The 18,378-nt window shown below is 58.4% G+C and carries 15 protein-coding genes; 11 read left to right on the top strand and 4 right to left on the bottom strand.

Features of this window, described 5'->3' with window-relative positions; genetic code table 11:
* Window positions 1–599: 599 nt before the first annotated feature.
* From ACFSJC_RS09700 to ACFSJC_RS09725, 6 genes are read left to right on the top strand one after another with little or no spacing between them, the layout of a single operon-like run.
* The gene (locus tag ACFSJC_RS09700; protein ID WP_386026123.1) at window positions 600–3,080 is read left to right on the top strand and encodes an N-6 DNA methylase; all 2,481 of its coding nucleotides are present in this window, start codon (window positions 600–602) and stop codon (window positions 3,078–3,080) included.
* Window positions 3,071–4,099 (top strand): PDDEXK nuclease domain-containing protein, encoded by a 1,029-nt coding sequence (locus ACFSJC_RS09705; RefSeq protein WP_386026125.1) that lies wholly within the window; start codon window positions 3,071–3,073, stop codon window positions 4,097–4,099. The genes ACFSJC_RS09700 and ACFSJC_RS09705 overlap by 10 nt, the downstream gene beginning before the upstream one ends.
* Entirely contained in the window at window positions 4,096–5,367 is a 1,272-nt protein-coding gene (locus ACFSJC_RS09710; protein ID WP_386026127.1) for a restriction endonuclease subunit S, read from the top strand. Before ACFSJC_RS09705 ends, ACFSJC_RS09710 begins: the two co-directional genes overlap by 4 nt.
* A complete protein-coding gene (locus tag ACFSJC_RS09715) occupies window positions 5,364–5,564 on the top strand; it encodes a hypothetical protein (protein WP_386026129.1) in 201 nt (66 codons plus the stop codon). The genes ACFSJC_RS09710 and ACFSJC_RS09715 overlap by 4 nt, the downstream gene beginning before the upstream one ends.
* Window positions 5,565–5,624: 60 nt before the next feature.
* Window positions 5,625–8,729, top strand: coding sequence for a type I restriction endonuclease subunit R (locus ACFSJC_RS09720; RefSeq protein ID WP_386026131.1), 3,105 nt, complete (start codon window positions 5,625–5,627; stop codon window positions 8,727–8,729).
* Complete coding sequence (locus ACFSJC_RS09725; RefSeq protein WP_386026133.1) at window positions 8,726–9,442, top strand: M48 family metallopeptidase; 717 nt, start codon at window positions 8,726–8,728, stop codon at window positions 9,440–9,442. The genes ACFSJC_RS09720 and ACFSJC_RS09725 overlap by 4 nt, the downstream gene beginning before the upstream one ends.
* Window positions 9,443–9,583: 141 nt before the next feature.
* Here the strand turns inward: ACFSJC_RS09725 and ACFSJC_RS09730 are convergent, their stop codons facing one another.
* The 3 genes from ACFSJC_RS09730 to ACFSJC_RS09740 all read right to left on the bottom strand — a co-directional run bounded on the left by ACFSJC_RS09730 (window position 9,584) and on the right by ACFSJC_RS09740 (window position 14,291).
* Window positions 9,584–10,000 carry an OsmC family protein gene (locus tag ACFSJC_RS09730; protein ID WP_007043072.1) on the bottom strand — a complete coding sequence of 139 codons (417 nt, stop codon included), beginning with the start codon at window positions 9,998–10,000 and terminating at the stop codon, window positions 9,584–9,586.
* 1,725 nt (window positions 10,001–11,725) lie between these two features.
* The gene (locus ACFSJC_RS09735; RefSeq protein WP_386026135.1) at window positions 11,726–13,678 is read right to left on the bottom strand and encodes a DUF927 domain-containing protein; all 1,953 of its coding nucleotides are present in this window, start codon (window positions 13,676–13,678) and stop codon (window positions 11,726–11,728) included.
* A 484-nt stretch (window positions 13,679–14,162) separates the two neighbouring features.
* Window positions 14,163–14,291, bottom strand: a complete 129-nt coding sequence (locus ACFSJC_RS09740; RefSeq protein WP_386026137.1) for a hypothetical protein — start codon at window positions 14,289–14,291, stop codon at window positions 14,163–14,165.
* 254 nt (window positions 14,292–14,545) lie between these two features.
* Here ACFSJC_RS09740 and ACFSJC_RS09745 point away from each other — a divergent pair, with 254 nt between their 5' ends.
* The 5 genes from ACFSJC_RS09745 (at window position 14,546) to ACFSJC_RS09765 (ending at window position 17,726) form a co-directional block, all read left to right on the top strand.
* Window positions 14,546–15,055, top strand: a complete 510-nt coding sequence (locus ACFSJC_RS09745; RefSeq protein WP_386026139.1) for a hypothetical protein — start codon at window positions 14,546–14,548, stop codon at window positions 15,053–15,055.
* Between the two features lie 192 nt (window positions 15,056–15,247).
* A complete protein-coding gene (locus ACFSJC_RS09750) occupies window positions 15,248–15,547 on the top strand; it encodes a hypothetical protein (protein WP_386026141.1) in 300 nt (99 codons plus the stop codon).
* Window positions 15,544–15,756, top strand: a complete 213-nt coding sequence (locus ACFSJC_RS09755) for a hypothetical protein (RefSeq protein WP_386026143.1) — start codon at window positions 15,544–15,546, stop codon at window positions 15,754–15,756. Before ACFSJC_RS09750 ends, ACFSJC_RS09755 begins: the two co-directional genes overlap by 4 nt.
* Entirely contained in the window at window positions 15,743–16,102 is a 360-nt protein-coding gene (locus ACFSJC_RS09760) for a hypothetical protein (protein ID WP_386026145.1), read from the top strand. Before ACFSJC_RS09755 ends, ACFSJC_RS09760 begins: the two co-directional genes overlap by 14 nt.
* A 235-nt stretch (window positions 16,103–16,337) precedes the next feature.
* Window positions 16,338–17,726, top strand: coding sequence for a tyrosine-type recombinase/integrase (locus ACFSJC_RS09765; RefSeq protein WP_386026147.1), 1,389 nt, complete (start codon window positions 16,338–16,340; stop codon window positions 17,724–17,726).
* Between the two features lie 105 nt (window positions 17,727–17,831).
* Here the strand turns inward: ACFSJC_RS09765 and ACFSJC_RS09770 are convergent, their stop codons facing one another.
* Window positions 17,832–18,194: a hypothetical protein gene (locus ACFSJC_RS09770; RefSeq protein ID WP_386026149.1), complete on the bottom strand. Its 363-nt coding sequence runs from the start codon at window positions 18,192–18,194 to the stop codon at window positions 17,832–17,834.
* Window positions 18,195–18,378: the final 184 nt, after the last annotated feature.

Below are 18,378 nucleotides of genomic sequence, written 5' to 3' on the forward strand. Positions count from 1 at the left end.
GGACTGGGCTGAGAAACGCCCCGAACTATTCAAAAAACGCGTATACAATCTTCGGGGACTTGACACCTAGCACAGGGCTTATCGCTGAAGCATCGGTGACATGGCCCGGCCAGAGTCATGCCTGGGCCAGCCGCCGCAGGATATTGGTGTCATCGATACTTGATGTGAACGTCTGACCTTGCGGCCGTGGCTTGCCGTATCAACGCCCGCCGCAGCATATAATCTGGATCGGTAGGAGCGGCGCCTTGATGCGCAGAACCATCGCGTGCACAAGGCTGACCGTATCGATGGTGTGGAGACAGAGCCTTTGTCAAGTCCCCGAGACCAAAAGGATTGGTCGAACCCCATCCTTGCTGTACCTTGCAGTACATCCTCAGCAAACCGTCGCGTGAGCGATGCCCAGCACCAAGACCGCCACCCTGGGCTGAAGGAAGCGTTGCGCACCGCCGCTCAGCGAGAGCATCGGTTTATCTCGAACATAGTCGAAGTCCTGATCCGAAACCATTGCGGACGCAATGGCATCGCGATCCAGGCACCAAGCCAGCCGGGGCCGCCCGAAGGCAAGGCACCCCGATCCTAACGACAGCAGAACATTCCCCATGGCGATCAAGAAGTCCGACCTCTACTCCTCCCTCTGGGCCTCCTGCGACCAGCTTCGCGGCGGCATGGACGCAAGTCAGTACAAGGACTACGTCCTCTTCATGCTGTTCATCAAGTACATCAGCGACAAGTACGCCGACTCCTACGATCTCTTCCCGCCGGTGGTCATTCCCAGGGGGGCGAGCTTCAAGGACATGGTCGCGCTCAAGGGCAAGCCCGACATCGGCGACCGGATCAACAAACAGATCGTCGCGCCCCTCGTGAACAGCAACGAACGGCTGGCGAAGAGCGACTTCCCGGACTTCAACGACCCCAACAAGCTCGGCGAAGGCCAAGCGATGGTCGAGCGCCTCTCGAACCTCATCGGCATCTTCCAGAAGCCCGAGCTGAACTTCGCCAAGAACCGCGCCGAGCACGACGACATCCTGGGCGACGCCTACGAGTACCTGATGCGCTATTTCGCGCAGGACTCGGGCAAGAGCAAGGGTCAGTTCTACACCCCGTCCGAGGTCAGCCGGATCATCGCCAAGGTGATCGGCATCTCGCCCGAGAATGCCCGGGCGTCCACGACCGCCTACGACCCCACCTGCGGCTCGGGATCGCTGCTGCTGAAGGTCGCCGCCGAGGCGGGCGAGAGGCGCATCACGCTCGAAGGACAGGAACGGGACGTCACCACGGCCGGTCTAGCCCGCATGAACATGATCCTGCACGACTTCCCGACCGCGACCATCCGCTCGGGCAATACCCTGACCTCGCCCAAATTCATGAACCGGGAGCACCTGCGCACCTACGATTACGTCGTCGCCAATCCCCCCTTCTCCGACAAGACCTGGAGTACCGGCCTCACGCCCTCGGACGATCCCTGGCAGCGCTTCGCCTGGGGCGAACCGCCAGCCAAGCAGGGCGACTACGCCTATCTGCTGCACATCATCCGCTCGATGAAGAGCACCGCGAAAGGTGCCTGCATCCTGCCCCACGGCGTGCTCTTCCGGGGCAACGCCGAGGCGGCCATCCGCGAGAAGCTGGTGCGCTCCGGCATTCTCAAGGGCATCATCGGGCTGCCGGCAAACCTCTTCTACGGGACCGGCATCCCCGCCTGCATCCTGGTGCTGGACAAGGAGAACGCCGCCGGTCGCAAGGGCATCTTCATGATCGACGCCGCCAAGGGGTTCATGAAGGACGGCAACAAGAACCGGCTGCGCGAGCAGGACATCCATCGCCTCGTCGACACCTTCCGCAAGCAGACCGACGTGCCGCGCTATGCCCGTCTGGTGCCCTTCGACGAGATCGCCGACCCCAAGAACGACTTCAACCTCAACCTGCCGCGCTACATCGACAGCTCGGAGCCCGAGGACATCCAGGACATCGACGCCCACCTCAACGGCGGCATCCCCGAGCGCGACCTGGAGGCCCTGGCCGACTACTGGGATGTCCTGCCCAGCGTGCGCGCCGCCCTGTTCGAACCGTTGCGGCCGGGCTACGTCCGGCTCCAGATGCCGGTGACCGAGGTCAAGGCCGCCATCTTCGACCATGCCGAGTTCGCCGGCTTCAGGGCACAGGTGACGGAGCGCTTCGAGCAGTGGAGCCAGTCCAGCACGCCGAAGCTCATCGCCTTCGACCGGGACGGTCGGCCCAAGGCGCTGATCGAGACCCTCTCCGAGACCCTGCTCGCCGACTTCAAGGCGCTCCCGCTGCTCGACCCCTACGACATCTATCAGCACCTGATGGACTTCTGGGCCGAGACCATGCAGGACGACTGCTACCTGATCGGCGCCGACGGCTGGACGAAGGGCGCGCAGCCGCGCGAGATCGTGCGGATCAAGAACAGGGACAACAAGCTCGTCTGGCCCGAGCCGCACGACTACCTGGTCGGCAAGCGGCGCTTCAAGTCCGACCTGATTCCCGCCGCGCTCCTGGTCGAGCGCTACTTCACCGCCGAGCGGGACGCCATCGATGCACTGGACACCCAGCTCGCCACCCTGGAGCAACAGCTCGACGAACGGCGCGAGGAGCAAGGCGGCGAGGACGGACCGCTCGCCGAGGTGATCGAGGGCGAGGGTGACAAGCAGAAGATCACCGCCAAGTCGGTGAAGGCACGGCTCAGGGAGATCGGCAAGGACCCGCTCTACGCGGAGGAGCGCGAGGCGCTCCAAGCCTATGCCGAGCTGCTGGACCAACAGACGCGGGTCAAGTCCGAGCGCAAAACGGCCCAGGAGGAGCTGGACGCCAAAATCGACGCCAAGTATCCCAAGCTCGGCGAGGACGAGATCAAGACCCTGGTCGTCGACGACAAATGGATGGCGCACCTGTCCGACGCCGTGCGCGGCGAGCTGGACCGCGTGTCGCAGAATCTCACTGGGCGGGTCCGGCAGCTCGCCGAGCGCTATGAGAAGCCGCTACCGCAACTGACCGAGGAGGTGGACCGCCTCGCCGCGCGGGTGGAGACGCATCTGAAGACGATGGGGCTCGCATGGAACTGATCGACGGCGAGGGCTACCGGCAACTGGTCGAGGACATTTCAGACGCCTATGCGCAAGGCCGAGCGCGTGCGGCGCAGGCCGTCAACACCCGGCTGATCGAGACCTACTGGCAGGTCGGACGGCACATCGTCGAATACGAGCAGGCGGGCAATCTCCGCGCCGAATACGGCAAGGCGCTCATCGGCAATCTGGCCGCCGAGCTCGGACGACGCCACGGCAGGGGCTTCAGCCGCAGCAACCTGATCCGAATCCGCCAGTTCTACCTGGCGTACCCGAAAGGTGCGACGCTGTCGCACCAATTGACCTGGTCCCACATCGTCGAGATCCTGAAGATCGACGATCCACTGGAGCGCAGCTTCTACGCACAGCAGAGCGTGCGCGAGGGCTGGTCGGTTCGAGAGTTCATCCATCAGAAGGATAGCGCCCTGTTCCTGCGCCTGGCCGCGAGCAAGGACAAGGCGGGCATCCAACAGTTGGCGACCCAGGGCCAGATCGTCCAGCAGCCCGCCGACCTGTTGCGCGAACCCTATGTCCTGGAGTTCCCCAAGATCCCCGAGCCCTATCGGGTCTCGGAAACCCAGCTCGAAACCCTCCTCTGCGATCACCTGCAGCCCTTTCTGCTGGAGCTGGGCAAGGGCTTCACCTTCGTCGGGCGGCAATACCGGATCACGGTCAACAACACCCATTACCGGGTCGACCTGGTCTTCTATCACCGCATCCTGCGCTGTTTCGTCCTCATCGACCTCAAGCTGGGCGAGGTCCGGCACCAGGACATCGGCCAGATGAATCTCTACCTGGGCTATTTCGCCAACGAGGAGAACGTCGAGGGCGACAACCCGCCCATCGGCATCATCCTCAGCCGTCACAAGGACGAGCTGCTGGTCGAATACGCCACCTACGGCATGAGCAGCCAGCTCTTCGTGCAGAAATACCAGCTCTACCTGCCGGACCGCGAGGACCTGCGTCGCGAGCTGGAGATCACCTTGCGGGAAGCGGCTGAAGGAGGGATGGCGGAATGAAGGCGGGGTACAAGCAGACCGAGATTGGGGTGATTCCGGAGGATTGGGAAGTCAAATCAGTCTTTGAAATCGGACAGATCAAGACCGGCCCATTCGGCACATTACTCAAGGCCAATGAATATTCAGTCAACGATGGAGTTCCCCTAATTTCTGTTGGTGAGGTTGGACAAGGTAGCTTCCGGGTAACGGAAAACACACCGAGAGTTCCGGAGAGAGTCGTTCGTCGTCTTCCGCAGTATGTGTTGCGCACTGGAGACATTGTTTTTGGTAGAAAAGGTGCTGTGGAACGCTCCGCGCTGATATCGAAAGCTGAAGATGGTTGGTTTCTCGGTTCGGATGGCATCAGTATTCGTCCGAGCGGCCACCATCACCCGCCATACTTGGCGGCTCAGTTTCAAAGCAGCGCCGTGCAATCCTGGCTTACCCAGAATGCCACCGGAACAACGATGCCGTCGTTGAACCAAGGCGTTTTACGGCGAGTTCAGATTCCTCTAGCCACCGAATCAGAACAACGCGCCATTGCCACCGCTCTGAGCGATGTGGATGCACTGCTGAACGGACTGGACCGGCTCATCGCCAAGAAACGCGACCTCAAACAGGCCGCCATGCAGCAACTCCTGACTGGCCGAACTCGACTGCCTGGTTTCCAGGGGGACTGGGAAAAGAGAGACTTAAGAAGCGAAATTGCGCACCTAAAAGCCGGAGTAAGTGTCAACTCGACAGAAGACGACTTGACTCCGGAATACCCATGCGTATTGAAGACGTCTGCATTATCAAACGGCGTCTTCTTTCCAAACGAAGCAAAGCGCATTAAAGCACAAGACCTCTACCGCGCTGTAATCACACCCAAGCGCGACACGATCCTGATTAGCCGCATGAATACGCCAGATCTTGTCGGTGAAATTGCCTATATACCCAGAGATTTCCCTTGGCTGTTTTTACCAGATCGCCTCTGGATGACTCAGTTTCATCGCGATAGCGCCGTCAATGTTCGTTGGCTCGCATATTTGTTGAGCAGCAAGGAATACAAAATAAGACTTAAAGAGATCGCCACTGGGACGAGTGGTAGCATGAAGAACATCTCTAAAGATGCGATCCTGAGTCTACCGATCCATTTTCCAACCTCTGAAGAACAAACCGCCATTGCCGAAGTCCTCTCCGACATGGACGCAGAGATCACCGCGCTCGAAGCTCGCCGCGACAAGACCCGCGCCCTCAAGCAGGGCATGATGCAAGAGTTGCTGACCGGACGGACGCGGCTGATATGATCCAAGTATCGAGCGAAGATCAGCAGATCCTGGACGCGCTGCGGCGCGCCGTTGCCGAGACGTTGGAGCGCAAGCGGCGCCTCGGGCAATACGCGGTCGTCTGGCGCGACGGCAAACCGATCATGCTCGGTGGAGAGAACGATGCATCCAATCCGTCGCCGTCCGCAGAGCCACCAAAGGCTTCGAATAGGGCATGATGTACTCCTGTTCGATCAATTTGGCGGGTTCAACGGACCTCGAATCGCAAGGAGAGAGACATGCCCGCGCAGCCGCGCCTCGAAAGGATCACCCAGAACCGCGTCATCGCCCTCTTCACCGACAGGACGCGACCCGACTGTCTCGGCTACGACTACCTCGGCGACTGGCACCAGCGCGAGCACAACCGCCCCATCGAGACCGACTACCTTCAAGCGAACCTCGCGAAGCGCGGGTACTCAGCAGCCCATATCTCCGCCGCCCTCCGGAAGCTCGAAACGGCCGCCGACGCCACCGGGATCACGCCCTATCAGGCCAATCTGCGGACCTATCGACTCTTGCGCTATGGCGTCGACGTCCAGATCGCGGTCGGACAAACGCACGATAAGGTCCACCTGATCGACTGGGAGCATCCCGAGCGGAACGACTTCGCGCTCGCCGAGGAGGTGACGCTCAAGGGCGGCTTCGAGCGGCGGCCCGACATCGTGCTCTACATCAACGGCATCGCCGTCGCGGTGATCGAGCTGAAGCGCAGCTCGGTGGACCTGGTCGATGGGATACGCCAGCTGATCACCAACCAGGACGAGATCTTCAACCTGGGTTTCTTCAGCACGGTACAGCTGGTGCTCGCGGGGAACGACTCGCAGGGGCTGCGCTACGGCACCACGGGCACGCCGGAACAATTCTTCGTCGAGTGGAAGGACGAGACGCCCAGCGAAGCCAGGGGGGCAGGCACCGATGGTCATCTGCTCGACCGGCCGCTCGCACACCTGTTCGACAAGACCCGGCTGCTCGATCTGATCCGTCACTTCGTCATCTTCGACACCGGACGCAAAAAGGTCCCGCGCCAGCACCAGTTCCAGGGCGTCAAGGCGGCCCAGGAGCGCATCGCCAAACGCGAGGGCGGTGTCATCTGGCACACCCAGGGCAGCGGCAAGAGCATCCTCATGGTGCTGATCGCTAAATGGCTGCTGGAGCACGATCCCGAGGCACGCATCCTCATCGTCACCGACCGCGACGAGCTGGACAAACAGATCGAAGGGGTCATGCGCAATGCCGGCGTCATCAGCGAGGAGGCCCCCTCGCCCCGGATCGTCACCCGTGCCGAGCTGGTCGAGGCGCTCGGCGCGACCACGCCACGCCTGCTCTGCGCCCTGATCCACAAGTTCGATTCGACCGATCTCAAGGTACCACCGCCGCCGGTTCACGGCCGCTTCTACGTCTTCGTCGATGAGTGCCATCGCACCCAGGGCGGGAACATGAACCAGCAGATGAAGCGCTGGCTGGAAGGGGCGCTCTTCATCGGCTTCACCGGGACGCCGCTGCTTCGCAAGGACAGGAAGATGACGCGAGACGTCTTCGGCACCTATATCCATACCTACAAGTTCCATCAGGCCGTCGCCGACAAGGTGGTGCTCGACCTCAAGTACGAGGCCCGCGATGTACCCCAACGGCTGACCTCTAAGGCCGCCGTCGATCAATGGTTCGAACGGAAGACCAAGAACCTCAACAGGTTCCAGAAGGCCATCCTGCGCAGGCGCTGGGCGACCATGGAAGAGCTGATGAGCGCCGAGGAGCGCAAGGCACGGATCGCCGCAAGCATCATCCACGACTTCGGGGTCGTGCCCCGTCTGAGCAGCGACCGGGGGACCGCCATCCTGGTCGCGGCCTCGATCTACGACGCCTGTCATTACTACCGCATCTTCCAGACGAAACCCTTCGGTCAGTTCTGCGGAATCGTCACCTCGTTCGAGCCGAACGCCAATGCGGTCTCCAAGGAACCCGCGCACAGCGACGAGCGCTACAAGTACGACACCTACACCAAGCACGTCCTCCAGCCGAGGCAGACGACCAAGCAGTACGAGGACGAGACCAAGCGCCGCTTCATCGAGGAGCCGGCGAGCATGAAGCTGCTGATCGTCGTCAGCAAGCTCCTGACCGGGTTCGACGCCCCGAGCTGCACCTATATCTATCTCGACAACGCGCTGCGCGACCACAACCTCTTCCAGGCGATCTGCCGCACCAACCGCCTCGACGGCGACGACAAGGACTATGGTCACATCGTCGACTTCAAGCAGCTCTTCGGCGACGTGCAGCAGGCCATCGCGGTCTACAGCTCCGACGCGCTGGACATCGACCAGGGCAACGGCGGGGAGAACAACGTCCACCTCAAGAACTGGCTTCAAGAAGGCAGGAAGCAGCTCGATGCCGCCCGCGAGGCACTGACCTATCTCTGCGAGCCCGTCGCCCAGCCCCGCGAGGTGGAGCAGTACCTCCGCTATTTCTGTGGCGATGCGGCCAACCCCGAGGCCCTCAATGAGACCGAGGCGCTTCGGGTGTCCTTCTACAAGGCGGTCGCGACCTTCGCCCGCGCCTTCGCCGACCTGGCTCAGGATCTGAGCGACGCGGGCTATTCCGATGCCGAGGCCGCCGACCTGAAAAAGGCGGTCGAGTCCTACGTCGACATTCGCGCGGCGATCAAGAAGCACTCCGGCGAGGAGCTGGACATCAAGTCCTACGAGGCGGACATGCGCCACCTCATCAACACCTATATCCAGGCCGATCCCGCGGCCGATCTGGGCGCATTGGACCAGATCCCGCTGACCGAGCTGATCATCGAGACCGGCATCCACGATGCCATCGCCCGCAAGCTCAACGCCAAGGGCAAGCTGTCCAGGAACGCCGTCGCCGAGGGGATCGTCAACAACATTCGCAAGACCATCGTCCGCGATCAGCTCACCGATCCCCAGTTCTACGCCCAGATGTCCAAGCTGCTCGACGACCTGATCGCCCAGAGCCGCAAGGACGCCGCCGCCTATGAGGAATTCCTGCACAAGGCCGAGGCGCTGGTGAAGCAACTTGCCGCCAAACAGCCTCAGGCGGGCATTCCCGCCGTGCTGCATGGCAACCAAGCCGCCGTCGCGCTCTACAACAACCTCGGATCGATTCCGGCGACCCAATTTCGGTATCCGAGCAGTGACGAGGACAAGGCCGCATTGGCGTTGCGCCTGGATTCGGCGGTCCGCGACAACGCACCGGCGGGGTGGAAGGGCGACGAGGTACGCGAGCGTCAGGTGATGAACGCGGTCTATCCGGTTCTGGATCGCGACAAGGACGCCACCCTGGCCCTCTTCGAGATCATCAAGAACCAACCGGGGTACGAGTGACCGAATCGATCCAGCTCGGCGATGTCCTCATCGCCGTGACCCGCAAGGACGTCAAGCACGTCCATCTGTCAGTCCATCCGCCCGAAGGCCGGGTGACGCTCGTCGCGCCCAACGAGACGCGACTTGAAGTCGCCCGTGCTTACGCGATCACGAAACTGGGGTGGATCCGCGAGCAGCAGATCCAGTTGCGCAATCAGGCACGGGAAACGCCCCGAGAATTCGTCGAGCGGGAAAGCCATTACCTCTGGGGGCGCCGACACCTGCTCAGGGTCGTCGAGCGCGACGCCAAGCCGTCCGTCTGCGTCGATCACAAACGCATCACCCTGACCGTCCGTCCAGGGAGCGACCAGACGAGGCGCGCGGAGATCGTCCACGACTGGCACAGGTCGCTCCTGCACGAGGCGGTGCCGCCACTCATTCGCAAGTGGGAGCCGCGACTCGGGGTCAGGGTGACCCGGTACTTCCTTCAGCGCATGAAGACCAAGTGGGGGAGCTGCAATCCAAGAGCAGGACGCATCCGCCTGAACACGGATCTGGTGAAGAAACCGAAGGACCTGCTGGAATACGTCGTCGTGCACGAAATGGTGCACCTGTTGGAGCCGACGCATAGCGACCGCTTCGTGACGATCCTGGGCGAGCACTACCCGAGCTGGCGCGAGGCCCGTGCCGAACTCAACGAACTGCCACTGAGCGCGGAGCATTGGAGAGGCTGATTGAAGGCGGCGAACTTCCAGCGGTTGGCAAGGCGCGCTCGACGAGAAAGAACGAAGCGCGGGGAGCGACCAAGACGCCGGCTGGCCAGGTGCCCGCGCTCCGGAGAGGCGCAACCAGCCGGCGAATCAGACCGGCGGAATTCAGTCGACGCCCTTGTCGTCCCGCAGGATATGGCTCTCGAAGTGCGGCGGCGTCTCGATCGTGCGCTTGACCGCACAGAGATCCATTGCCTTGAGGATGCTGGCCTCGTAGCGCTCGGGAAAGCCGGGAGGCAACGTCAAGCCCAACACCGCCCGAGATGCGGTGGGATCGGAGGGATTCCATTCCCAGTCCATTCGCAGACGCAATCCATCGGTCGGGATATTGCGGCTCTGGCAAAACTTCAAGGCAAAAATCCCCGCGCACGTCGCAATCGAGCTCAGGAAGAGGTCGTAAGGCTGGGCAGCGCTCTGGTCGCCACCGTGCTCCTTCGACTGGTCGGTCTGGATCACGAATTCGCGGATCTTGGCATCTACGCGTTGCCCGCCCGGAAAGCTGACTTCAATGGTTTCTGGCATATTCAATCCTCGGTCGGTATGCGGCGATCACCACCGGTGCTCGAGGGGCGAGAGGTCGCATTGGCGACGATTCGTCCCAGACATCGGCGATGTATCAGCATAAGCGGCCGCCTTGCGCCTCGACGATGCGAACGCGCAAGCAGAGGGACAAAAATGCCGGATTCAGCCGAGCGGAACAGCGGCCCCGCCCCAGGATTCAGGCAAGGCGTATCGTAGGGTGGCGGTCGCTCTCGACGAGGCTTCAAGCGATGGCCGAGTCAGTACCAGGGAGCTCGGCAATACACCAGAACAAGAGACGAGCGCGCATAAAAAATCCCCGTGTCCGCAAGGACACGGGGATTTCCACTTTTTTGGCTCCCTGGGACGGGCTCGAACCGCCGACCTAGTGATTAACAGTAAAAAGAACACTGTCAGAATATCCTGTAATTTTAAACTGGGACAACGCCTTACGTCAACTCCCACGCGTCGATCAGAACCGGACATCGATCAACCTAAGTCGAAGAAAAACCAACTGCTTTTTCCATGCCCGTGTCGCTTGAGAGTCTCGATCATGTGTCGGGAAAGACCGGATGAAGACCGGAATGGAGGGACCGGAAGCCTGGACCGGAGTATTAAAATCAGTCGCTTACAGAAATAGACGACCGGAGTGTCCATGTCGTCAATGGGCGATATCGGGATTCGATGGCACCGGAGACGGACCGGAATATGATCGGCTGCGATCAGTCGGTGAGCTGACGCACCGTCAGGGTCGGACTCGAGTGACAGACGAAATGCTCTCAAATGGTGACTATACGAGAGTCCTCCTGTGTGGCTCCCTGCGACAACGGAATGAGTCGCAATACCGTATAGATAAGCCCCCTCTCGCCGTGTGCCCTACGGGCCACTCTCGTCGAACTCGTGGGTAGTTCACTGCTGAGGCACGAAAGCAACTGGGGGGGAGCATCCGTCGGGCGAACGGGAACGTGGTACGGCATCCGTTTGACCTGTCTCCATCTGGGGTATCGATGATACGGTCCCTTGTCAGATGGAATGGATCCCAAAATCTGAGCAGCAAGGGAAACGTGAGCGCCTTCAAGGAAAAACACCGATTGTGCTTCTCTGGTTCGTTTTCACACTTTTACAAATTATCGTAATATCGATTCTAAGGCCCCAAATCGCCTCAAATAGCCGTGAATCTGGCTGACGGGACCGCCCCCAGCTAAGGGGCTACAGCTAAAATGACCTAAACGAGGGTTTTTGAGCCTCTCAGAGACATGTTGGATGGCTTCAAATCGCCTGCTCTTTGGCTCAAGAATCATCGATATTCGGCCACCAAAACACCTCATATGCTCCAAAAATAGGTGGAGTACCCATTTATGCTGTCTAAATGAGGATTTACGCATCTCTCAGAGGCTACTGCCAAGTACAGACAGCCAGCAGAACGTCAAAGGAACTCGAAAAGCCCTCTTTTCTGTCGAAACAGGCTCAGAAGCGCAAACCTCTTAATAAGGTGCCTAATCGGCGCTAGGAGCAGCGAATCTGGCTGACGGGACCACCCCGCTAAGGCGCTACAGCTAAAATGACCTAAACGAGGGTTTTAGAGCCTCTCAGAGGCATTTTAAAAAGCTTCAAAATGCCTGCTCTCTGAAGCGAGGATCATCGCGACCAAACAGCGACGATTCATCGGCCTTTTGCGAGACTCTCAGGGTCTTCGAGCTGAGACCAAGAGAGTCGGCAAGAGGCCAATCAGATTTTGGAAAGCCCTTCTAAATTGTACGGATCGTCGCTGTCCAGAGGCGCCTCCTGGTCAGGGCTTTCAGGATCGCGGGCAATCGGTACCGGGGTCGCTCTGCGCCTTGGGCGAGGCATATCTTGCGATGCGCCTGGAACACCCGGAGCATCACCGATCAGCTTATCGAGCTTGATGACATAACGGCGAACATTGTTGAGGCCCAGCTGAGAAATCGTCACCTTGCGCTTATTTTGACCATCGTTTCGCTGCAGCATGCCCTTAGAATTCAGTGCATGAGCGACCAGCTTAGGCACCAATCCTTGACACGCCATAGCGAATTGATTCTCGTTGAGGATCAAATCCTTATCGCGCACAATGCCGTAATCTGACGACGTCATCGCAGCATTTGGTTGATCGACGTTGAGATTCACCATGTCTTCAACATGCTGCAAGTAGTACTCGCGCACGGCTTCCATCGCACGCTCTTCTTCGGAATCGAAGATCTGACTGTTGACCCAGGCGATCAGAACCGCCCTCACGGCTTCCATGATCTCTTCTTCAGTGTGCGGGAGCACGTCGTTCTCAGCCCATAAACCTGCAACGGCGACCAGGGCAAACCGCTTGAGCGCGCGCCAATGGTGAGCATGCAGGTCAACACCTTGCAACGCAAGGAAGTCTCGTAATTCATCGCGCACCTCTTCGACATGCTCCGTCAAATTTCGACGTAACTCGGTCTCCGAGTTTTCGGTATCGGTGCCTTTGAAGGTGTTGAGTACCTTCTGGACGAACGCAGGGCCGGCCGTGCCATAGACGGTCGCACACCCGCTCTTGAGCCTCTCGGCAACGTCGGCTGAATCGGGTGGTGACAAATCCTCGATCGGAATATCGATCATGCGAATCAACTCGCCCTGCATCACCGGTCGGCGCCGATCTGGGCTTTGAGTGTGCATTGGGATCTCTCCCGAAGAGAGCACCATGATGTTCCAACGCTTGAGTTCTTGCATCTGAGCCGAGCGTGTCATCCGTGCCTTGCCTTGACCGTTCAACAGCGCATAAACAGGAGTGACGCCATTTTCACGCACACCCAACTCATCGATCGCCAAGATCGTGTCAGAGTAGGTATTCGCAATCAGCTCCAAGGCGTTGTTAGTCGTCGACCATGAGTTGAGAAGACTAGGCGCACCCGCATCCTGATTGGGCGCCGCCGCATTCCCGTGAACGCTACAAGCTAACTGTAAACACAGGGTCTTACCACGCGAACTGACTCCGTACAAATGAAAGCCGCCGCTCTCCGTGCCACTGAGCGAAAGGAAGATGCCAGCAAACGCGGTACAGAGACAAAAGGTCTGCAAGTGATGGCCGCGTGTCTCTTCCATCAGGGCTCGCCAGTCTTCCAAGGTCCCGCTTGCGTGAAATCCTAGGTGCGAGCTAGCCATGTTCGATGGCAGCAGACCGACTCCTTGCTCGATGTCCACATCCTCACAATACAACGTCTGTTGAGGATAGACGAAGCACAAGGAAGGCGATCCATCTACTGCAATAGCGTGGGAAAACCCGACGCGATGCGTCGCGAGCCATTGAGGCTGGTTTGACATCTCGAAGGATTCGATCAGGAAGCGGCGAAAATCATCGCCCCTCAAGATCACCAATCCTTGCTCTGAGAGCTGATTACGCGTCTCTTTTGGCAATTCTGCGAGCAATGATATCGGTATGACCTTGCTTTTGAGCGAGCCATCCGGCGTCTCCCACCATAAATACAGCGACCAACACTCACTGTCTTCATCGCGAATAATGCCGTTGACACACACGCGCGTCATCGTGACGCGTTGAGACTTGACGTTTTCATCGCTCTTGTTGTTTGTCCAAAGCCCGTTGGAAGCATTGTAAAAGGTGTTCGGCACCCAGTCGTCCCAACACGGAGCGTCTAGTTCCTCAATGTCGGGGGAAGATGGATCGAATTGGTTCATTGTCCACTCGTATAGGTCACATGCCATCAGCCGACGGCGTAAAGAGTGAGCCTAGCTTAGTCTGGACAATCACAACTGCATAGGACTGAGTTGTTATTTTATAGGGTCAACGGGGTTCCAGGGTAGCAATATTAAAAAACAACTACTTACGAGAAAATACACCATGGTTGATCGATAGGGTTTAACCCTGGTTTACGCATCTTGCGCACTTTCCTAACCTTGGATCCAGGATCAACCGGGCTTCGCTCTCTTGTTCACCTCGTGTCTCGCCCCCTAAGGCTCTTGCGATCAGTCGACGGCGAAAATGTTTGCCTAACTTAAGCTGAACGCTCAACAACGCCAGATGAATGCGATTTATATCTTCATGGGCAGACAGGGTTTTCAGGGTTACTACTTATATATCAATGAGTTGAGAATCAAGCCATCCAGGGTGTAGACAGGGTTTCTAGACCCTGGTTCAAGCATCCCAGGGTTTTGGGGGTTGCTATCCGGATCCGTCGTGCGTCGCACCGATACCTTCTTTCCAAGGATCCAGGGTCATCAGGGTCATCAGGGTCATCAGGGTCATCAGGGTTCGAGCCCATTCTCCAAGGCCCTCGCCCCGATTCGTCAAGGATCTGAAATCGACGACTTCAAACCTTGACCGACCTTTGGAGAGAAGAGAAAGCGCGCCCGTCCCGTCATGACGCCAGGTGTCACACGCATATCATTTCTATGACCCGAACGGGCCATCGACCGACCCTGTCTTGAGACGCGCGTTGCTTCTGAGCACCGATCGACTCGCCTTCCATGTCATCTCGCATTAAGTGCCCTGTCCAGTGTTCTGGACAGGGCCTTTTTATTGTTGAGTACTCGGAGATTTCACCCATGACGACGCCTGACACGCATGCGCCCGAACCGATCACGGCGATCGAGGCTCACACCATTCCTAAGCTCAGTGAACGCGCCATCGGCCAGATGACCTATCGCATCGGGATCGGGGCGTCCGGGACCGTCTATCTGGCCGTTGCGGCGAATCAAGGCGGTGGATATTTCAGTCCAGAATGGGTCTCGATCACACGGTTGCAGGAGATTCTCGCGCCTTATCAGTCATCCGGGGACTCGTTCCCGACGCCTGTCTTGCGTGCAGCCTATGTCAATCGCTCGGCAAACAATGGCGGCTTTTTGGCAGCCATTCTGCGTCACACGGGCTTACTCACGCCAGGTGATCCACCACATCTGCATGTGGCGCTCTCGGACTGGAGCGCGTGGGAGACACGGCAGCGTGATCAGTTCGATGCTGGGGTGCGCTTGGAGAACACATCGGATGAATCCCCCAAGAAGCGGCTCACACGCCAGCGCGCACGCAAGGATTCCAAGGGTAGCGCGACGTCATGAGCCCTTCAGTGATCCCGGATCTACGACCGTCATCCCTATTCTGGAGAAGCCATGCGCGCAACGCTGCGTCATTTGAGTCGTTTCGTCCGTCATCCATTGGTCGCGACACTGGCCGTCGAACTGGCCCTACTCGCAATTCAGACCATGAGAGCCAAGCGCCCGTCTTCAGGGCCGTCACCAGGAGTCGATCCCATGTCGTTCTCAGATACAGCCGATGGCGCGCCCCTGTTTCCCATCGGAAAGGTCGTGTCGACACCGAATGCGTGCCGTGTCCTGGAAGCCTATGGCATCGCGGTCTTGACGCTCTTGCTACGTCACGTTCACGGCGACTGGGGCGATCTGGGTCCCAGCGATGCGCGAGCGAATCAGGAAGCCTTGCACGGGGGAGCACGTCTGTTGTCGAGCTACCAGATTGCAGAGGGGGTAAGGGTCTGGATCATTACCGAGGCCGATCGCTCGACGACGACGGTCCTGATGCCGGAGGACTATTGAGGGTCGCCGAGATGCGCGAGGGTGGCAGCAAGACGGATCTGATGGTGTGGCTTCAGGCATTGGACGCCGATGCTCGGGAGTTCTTTGAAGAGCGCGCGGCGATCTTGGAGTACGAGGCGAAGTTGCCACGTCATGAAGCCGAGCACAAGGCGCGACGTCTGACCGAGGACTTCTTACAGCGACGGGAGGACGACCATGATACGGATTGAGCGCCCGAGCGAGTTGGTGCGCGTTCGTGAATCCTCGATTCGCGAGTGGCTTGAGGCACGGATGGTGGAACTGTTCAAGGAAGATTTCCAGGTGACCTTTTGGGTCCTTGAGGCGGGTGATGCGGTCTTGGATGCCTGTTGGACGGCTTGCTGGGGACAGTCACCCCCCAAGGAAGCGACGATCGAGGAACTGATGGACGTCGTCGAGTACGTCGAATCGCGTCCGGATCTGTTCGCCGCTGTGGTCCCTGCGAATCACGAATCGGATCTAGTGCTCGTCGTTCCCCAGTCGCTCGTCCTTGATCCGGTGCTTCGGGCGCGTCTGACGGCAGCGTCGTTGAACTGAAGCGATGGAGTGACTGAGGACCGGGAATGGACCGGGCACCCCATCTGAGCGCTCTCGACAAGGGAGACAGGGAGCCTGATGGTCGCGACCTGACTGGGCATCGGGGCAAGGAGTTCGGCAATCAGGTGACGAGAGCCGGGGACTTGAAGGACAAGGAACGTCTCAGGTCCTTTGGCTCTAGGTCAATGGTGTACGAACGCAGACCGGACGCGAGAAGGCTGACCGTCGCTGGCGAGTGAATGTTCATCGATCCGATCCCCTTGTGATTTGTAGGGTTAACCCCAAGGTTGGCTCGATTGTCTGGCTGAGAGCCGGTGATTATCAGGGGGGCACAGGAAGACCGGCGACGATCCAAGACAAGGTCATGGACACTTTTTTTCACCATTCTGTCGCGTCAGAGGAGGCGACCATGGTACGACCGCCATCGAGTCAGACTCGATTCAAATTTACACAGAAGGCCATTGAGCAACTCCCGCCGCACCCCAAAGAGTCGCGCTCGACCGAGGCCGAATATACTGACACCGAGGTTGCTGGTCTGAAGCTCCTGGTGTCGAAGAGCGGACGGAAGTTCTTCTATTTTCGTTACACCATCGACGGGAAGAAACGCTCGATGAAGATCGGGGAGTTCGGGGCGATGACGGTGCCCGAGGCGCGCAAACAGGCACTCGCGTTGCGTTATCAGCTCGATCAGGGACAGGATCCTCAAGCGCGTAAGGAAGAACAAGCGGCGATGCCAACCTTCAAGGACTTCGCGCTCAAGGAGTATCTGCCCTATGCCGAGCAACACAAGCGCACGGCGGGCGCTGACGAGAGTAAGTTACGGGTGCATCTGGTTCCTCGCTTCGGGGCATGGAAGCTCGACACCATCACGATGCGAGACATTCAGGTCTACCACGGCGAGATCAAGTCGACGTGCTCACCCGCAACAGCGAATCGGCATCTGTCCTTGTTGTCGAAGCTGTTCAAGCTCGCAGTCCAGTGGGGACGTCTGACGAAGAATCCCTGTCAGGGCGTGGCCAAGTTCAAGGAGAACAATCAACGCCATCGCTATCTCTCTGCCGATGAGATTCAACGGATGTTTCAGGCGATGGAAGCTGAGCCGAACAAGGTGATCGTCGGTGCCTTGAAGTTTCTGCTCTTGACCGGGATTCGCAAGGAGGAAGCCCTTCAGGCAACCTGGGACCATGTCGACCTGGAGCAAGGCTTGCTGTTCTTGCCGGACACCAAGAGCGGCAAATCGCGGCATGTCGTCCTCAATCCCGAGGCCGTCGCCGTGTTGCGCGAGCAAACTCGTGTTCCAGACAATCCCTATGTGTTTCCAGGACGAGTCGAGGGTCAGCCGATCAATAATCCGATCAAGGGTTTCAAGCGCATTCTGGAGGCAGCGGGAATCGAGAATCTCCGGATTCATGACTTGAGGCATTCCTTTGCGTCACTTGCCGTCAATTCGGGGGCGACGCTGTACGATGTCCAGCATCTACTAGGACATGCGAGTCCTCAGACGACACAGCGCTATGCTCATCTGGCCGATGAGCGGCTACGGAAAGTCTCGGGGGACGTGGGGACTGTTGTGAAGCTCGCTAAGACGGCAGAGGACGGGCCAATCTCATCATCAGGCCGATAGATGATTTCAGGACTGTCGAGTCCACTACCCGCGAAAGGCGCGGGTGGTGGATAACGCTCAACTTAAGCTTTTTGTATTTACACGAAAGTCTGCTCTTTGCTGCTCCTAGATTTGTTTATGCGCTATTAGCTGGCGCATCAGATAGAAAAGCGCGAAGCGGCCAGATAAACGTATTTTGCATAGTTCGGCATGTAATTCTTTGAAAAGGAGATCCGCTTTTGCATTATATTCATCAATCTCTTCAAACAATGAGGCATCTTCGGCCTTGATGCGCGCAAATTTTTGCTGGAGATCATCGAGTTTTGATATGTTATCAAATAGATTCTGCAGCTTACTAATCATCGCACCCACATCTAATTCTTTGCCCAGTAATTGACTATCGATAACGCCGACCAATGTTTTAATTTTTTCTTTGAACTCGTCTCGGCATTTTGCATATGTTTCTATATCTTTTATCATCCCTATCATCTGGAGTATGTCGTAATTTCCAGGTGGAATGACAAATCTCGGAATGTCAGGTTGTAGAAAAGACGAATCTAGAGGAACCACATCGTCAACTAACCGCTCGAGTTCTAGCAGATTTTTATTGTCCGAAGCAGGGTTAAAACCACCGCCTTTAGGCGGTCAGATTTATCTTTGAAGCCTTTTGCAA

It is taken from the genome of Thiorhodococcus fuscus, from assembly GCF_042682685.1.
In the GTDB taxonomy this organism is placed as follows: domain Bacteria; phylum Pseudomonadota; class Gammaproteobacteria; order Chromatiales; family Chromatiaceae; genus Imhoffiella; species Imhoffiella fuscus.